Below are 4708 nucleotides of genomic sequence, written 5' to 3'. Positions count from 1 at the left end.
GGCGGTTGCAAATCTCCTAAATCTGGAAACTCAAACCGCCCATTTTCATCTGTCAGTACTGGTTCTGTACTTTGTTTCACATCTGCAATACTAATCTCTACTGTCACTCCTGCAATAGGTTTGCCACTAACAGCATTCACTACCTGACCACGAACAGAATTCACCGCTTCTGCCCGCATTGCAAGGGTAAATACTACCGCACTTACCATCAGCAGTATTACACATGCTTTTTGAAAATAAAATTTTCCATTTCCCTGAATCTTACTCATTTTTTTCTCCTTTCCTTAGTTATCTATTCATTTTTACCTTTTTACCGCTAATTAATTGCCTTCTTATAGCATTTTACCATCTTTTTTTGTAAATGTGTAAAAAATTTTATTCCCAAAAAAATTTTTTGTTTTATTACAGCCTATTTAATTTTAAAATAAAAATTACTTAGTGTCAAATTGAAAATATAAATAATAAAATCAGAATCTAAATTCATTACAAATTTTATAATAATGATTAAACTTATATTGCCTTTTCAATTATCCTTTTTAATTAATTCTGATTGTAAAGTGTAAACACTTTTATAGTTTAATAAAAAGTCGGGATAATAATAAAAGTTGGCAGAGAAGAGTCACGTTTCTTTTCTGCCACAAAGAATTATTGATTATCAATCGTTTATTTTGTTTCGCCAGGAACAGGTATAGGTCCTATGGGATAGGGTTTACTCCAGTCTAATTCGTCAGGAACAAGGCTCAGGTCGGAGTTGAGTGCGTCATCCCATGTAAGTTCCTGTCCTGTATATGCAGACATACGTCCCATAATAGCTGTCATTGTGCTTTCCGCCGTTTCTATACCCGTATTAAGGTATGGTGCCTCACCACGAATAGCTTTAATAAGGTCGACGTGCTCCTGAACATAAGGATTCATCGTATCTTTGCCCATATCATTGCACATGCTCTTACCTTTGGTGCCGAACACTTGTTCGAATACGTCATTCTTCGAATTATTCCAATGTCTTGAGAAGCTGAACATGTGAACACCATTAGGATACTCAAAGTCACATTCGAAGTGGTCCCAAAGGTCTCCGTATTTCTCTTCACGTGGTTTCCATGCACGTCCTCCAGAGGCAACGACTTTCACAGGGTGTGTACCCATAATCCAGTTAATAACATCGATATTATGGATATGTTGTTCAACAATATTATCTCCACAAGTCCATATCTGGTTATACCAATTGCGCAAGCGGTATTCTAAATCACTCCAACCAGGTTTGCGTTCGTGGCAAAACGGTAAATCACCATTCCAATAAGCGCGGGCAGCAATAATTTCACCGATGGCACCGTCTTGGATTTTCTTTACCGTTTCACGGTACGCATTACTCGAACGTCTTTGTGTCCCTGTGGCAAAACATAAACCTTTTTCCTTGGCTTTTTGAACAGCCTTCATAAATCGACGAACACCAACAGGGTCTACTGCTATTGGTTTCTCTGTAAAAATATGTTTTCCCGCCTCAACCGCAGCTTCTATATGCTGAGGTCGTGCATACGGAGGTGTGGCATGAATAACGATATCAATATCGGTCTCTAAAATCTTCTTGTATGCATCCAGTCCAACAAAGCAATGGTCATCTTTAATATCGACCTTGCCTTTGTAAGCTCTGCCTTGCATACTCTCTAATTTTTTGCGACAATCTTTTAAGCGGTCTTCAAAGCCATCCGCCAAAGCGATGATTTTAATATTATCGTTACCATCCATGCAGTCTTTAACTGCACCAAAGCCTCTGCCTCCACAACCAATCAGACCAACTTTCAATGTTCCACTATTGGTTTCTCCTGCTTCAATGTTTTTTGAGATAACTGCAAAAGTGGCGATTGCAGCTGCTTTGTTAAACTGTCTGCGTGTAAGTTTGAATTGTTCACTCATAAAAGTATCTCCTTTAATTGAAAATTTTTATTTTAAGGCGAAATGTATATTAAAGTTCCATTTTGGAAATACCCAATAAGTATGTGAAGTTTTATCTATTGTTTGCAAATCATAACTTTCCCTTTCCAAAGGAGAAGAACATTTATGTTTCGATTTAAGTTAAAATATTAGGAAAATGACAACATCAATTTATGTTATCATTCTTTCCCCTAATTCATTAAAACAAGAGACACCGCAAAACGTTTATGAAAAGGTTTGACCACGACATCGTATCTGGGAACATATTAAACTCCCTGTGGAAGCTAACTTGGCCTCTGGTCTTGTTAAATCTAATTAACGGTATCCACGGATTTATTGACCAGGTATTAATAGGTCATTTTGTTCCCGGCAAAAATAACGAGGCTAACGCTGCAGTCGGTGTTTCATGGCAACTATTTATCGTTATCGTTGTCCTAATAGCCTCCATCTCACACGGCATGAATGTGCTAATTGCACGTTATGCAGGCAAACAAGACCGAAAAATGGTTAGCATCGTTTTCTTCGAAGCACTTCTTACAGGAGCATTATTTCTCGTTTTTGTAGTAGCCCCATTAGGTTACTGGCTATCACCGATCCTATTACGATTTATCGGTGTAGAGGACATTGTATACCAACAAGCACTTCCCTACTTACGACTCCTGTTCCTATTCAATTGGACTCTATTTCTTATGATATTAATCACAGGTGCTTTTCAGGCATCTGGCGAACCAAAATTAGCATTAAAACTCAACATACTAAGTGCTGTATTAAATATTATCATCAGCTTCATCTTAATCACAGGATTGGGATTATTCCCATCATTAGGCGTATTTGGGGCAGGCATTGGAACAGTCCTTGCTCCTGCCGTATCCCTCATAGTAGCATTCATACTCATTATTCGAGGCAGAACGCTAATAGAACTCCCACCACGTTGGAAATGGCTACCCGACCCAGAAATACTAAAAGTACTCCTGCGTGTCGGAATACCCACCGGAATTCAGGGAGTCGTATTAAACGTCGCAGGCGTTCTTCTAATAAAATATATAAGCACTCTACCAAATAGCACCGCAGGACAATCCGCATATACTATCTGTTACAATCAATTATTCTCACTGGTGACATGGACATCCTTCGGGTTACGGTCTGCCTGCGCCACCGTAATGGGACAAAACATCGGAGCAGGCGTCCCTGAACGCGGTAAAAAAGCAGTACAGGCTGGGGCATACTTAGGTGCGTTATGGGGTGCAACCATCGGAATCGCATTCACCTTCTTTCCTACATCACTACTGAATATCTTCAATGCTCAATCAGATTTGGTAATTGACTATGGACGTGCACTACTTCAATGTTTAGCCTTCTCTGGCATCTTACTACCCGCAACCTTAGCAATGACAGGTGGAATTCAAGGGGCAGGTGCAACACGAATGCCCATGTTCATCGCACTTATTTCCCAGTTCGGAGTATTATTAGGTACCTGCGAAATATTATATCTACTAAACCTACTAAACACATACCGCGTCTGGAACGTAATACTACTCGCTCATTTTGTCCGTTACATACTAACCCTCTCCATCTTCCGCACAGACGGCTGGACAAAAACAAAAGTAGGAATTTCACCCACATTAAAAACCCAACCATAACATATCCCTTAAAAAAACCGAACTGGCAAAAAACATTTTTGAATCACCACTACATAATATAAAAATACCAGACCCAAACTAACAAACACATAATGAATTAAAAAACAAACCACTTTTAGTTTATAATAAAAATCAAAATAGAAAAGAAAAACAAAAACGTCCAGAGTCCCAATCATTGAAAGGATATGGTAGCATGACCCAGGAACAAAAATTTTACAAAGCATTACAGGATGTATTTATTGGTGCCAGGATTGAAGGTACTGGTGGTTTTGTCAATTTGATGAGAATAAAATCAAATTACTATCAGAAAATTGAAGAGTTAATAAAAGCAGATATAGAAAAGGCATTAGAAAAATACCCATCATTCCGGGAAGAGATCTTTGATAAACTTTACTCATTTTTCAGCAGATACTTTACAGAGAGTGGCTCCATCTATTTCAACTCCACCCCTTTTCATAATAATGTATATGAAAAAGTTTATACGAGTGATAAAGATGTGGTTCTTTTTTGGAAGACACATATGCTTTACTATGTCAAAACCGATAGAATTTTCAGAAGCATTCCAGTGGAATTCGACAACTTAAAGTTTTACTTCGACGCCTCTAATATTGAAAACAAAAAAGCGAATGAACGAAGGAATTTGATTTACGAACTTAAAGAAGTAAAAGATGATAAAACAATAGTTTTTAATGTTTTCTATTCCGAAAGAGGTAGAACAACAAAAGTAGAAGACATTTTAAAGGCACTTAAGAAAAAAGATATAAAGATAGATGAAGAGAATTTAGAGAGAGCTTTTAGGATATTTGAGAAGCAAAGCGAAGTAGATTTTTTCATTAATAAAAACGCCAAAGCATTTTTACAAGAACAGTTTAAACTTTGGAGTTATCAATACTTTTGGGAAGGTGCAGATGAATGGAGTGCAGACAGAGTTAATCAACTACAAATTTTGAAAGATATAGCTTTTAAGGTTATTGATTTTATCTCGCAGTTCGAAGATGAACTGGTAAAGATTTGGAACAAACCGAAGTTTGTTAAAAACTCAAACTATGTAATTACCCTTGATAGAATTTGGTCTCAACCATTCCCCTCTAATAGAGGGGACCAAGGGGTGTTCCCCTCTAATAGAGGGGACCAAGGGG

Annotated in this window: 4 protein-coding genes; 2 read left to right on the top strand and 2 right to left on the bottom strand. The window is 37.7% G+C overall.

From position 1 onward, the window contains the following. Window positions 1-269: carboxypeptidase-like regulatory domain-containing protein (locus PLJ10_13220; GenBank protein HOK10606.1), on the bottom strand; the 269-nt coding region annotated here is incomplete at its 3' end. 394 nt (window positions 270-663) lie between these two features. After that, a complete protein-coding gene (locus PLJ10_13215) occupies window positions 664-1911 on the bottom strand; it encodes a Gfo/Idh/MocA family oxidoreductase (protein ID HOK10605.1) in 1248 nt (415 codons plus the stop codon). A gap of 245 nt (window positions 1912-2156) precedes the next feature. Between PLJ10_13215 and PLJ10_13210 the strand changes: the two genes are divergently transcribed. Together PLJ10_13210 and PLJ10_13205 are read left to right on the top strand one after the other, a co-directional pair. After that, entirely contained in the window at window positions 2157-3569 is a 1413-nt protein-coding gene (locus PLJ10_13210) for an MATE family efflux transporter (protein ID HOK10604.1), read from the top strand. 193 nt (window positions 3570-3762) lie between these two features. Further along, window positions 3763-4708, top strand: a 946-nt coding sequence (locus tag PLJ10_13205) for a site-specific DNA-methyltransferase (GenBank protein HOK10603.1), incomplete at its 3' end; no start/stop codon positions are given.

Origin of the sequence: Candidatus Hydrogenedens sp., assembly GCA_035361075.1 — a bacterium.
GTDB lineage: Bacteria > Hydrogenedentota > Hydrogenedentia > Hydrogenedentales > Hydrogenedentaceae > Hydrogenedens.
The sequence above is the reverse complement of the archived record's forward strand: the minus strand, read 5'-3'. Positions and strand labels throughout refer to the sequence as shown.

What these genes read in the sequence shown, in the direction of transcription:
- PLJ10_13215 (HOK10605.1), bottom strand. Translation starts at nt 1,911, where the DNA reads ATGAGTGAACAATTCAAACTTACACGCAGACAGTTTAACAAAGCAGCT.
- PLJ10_13210 (HOK10604.1), top strand. Translation starts at nt 2,157, where the DNA reads ATGAAAAGGTTTGACCACGACATCGTATCTGGGAACATATTAAACTCC.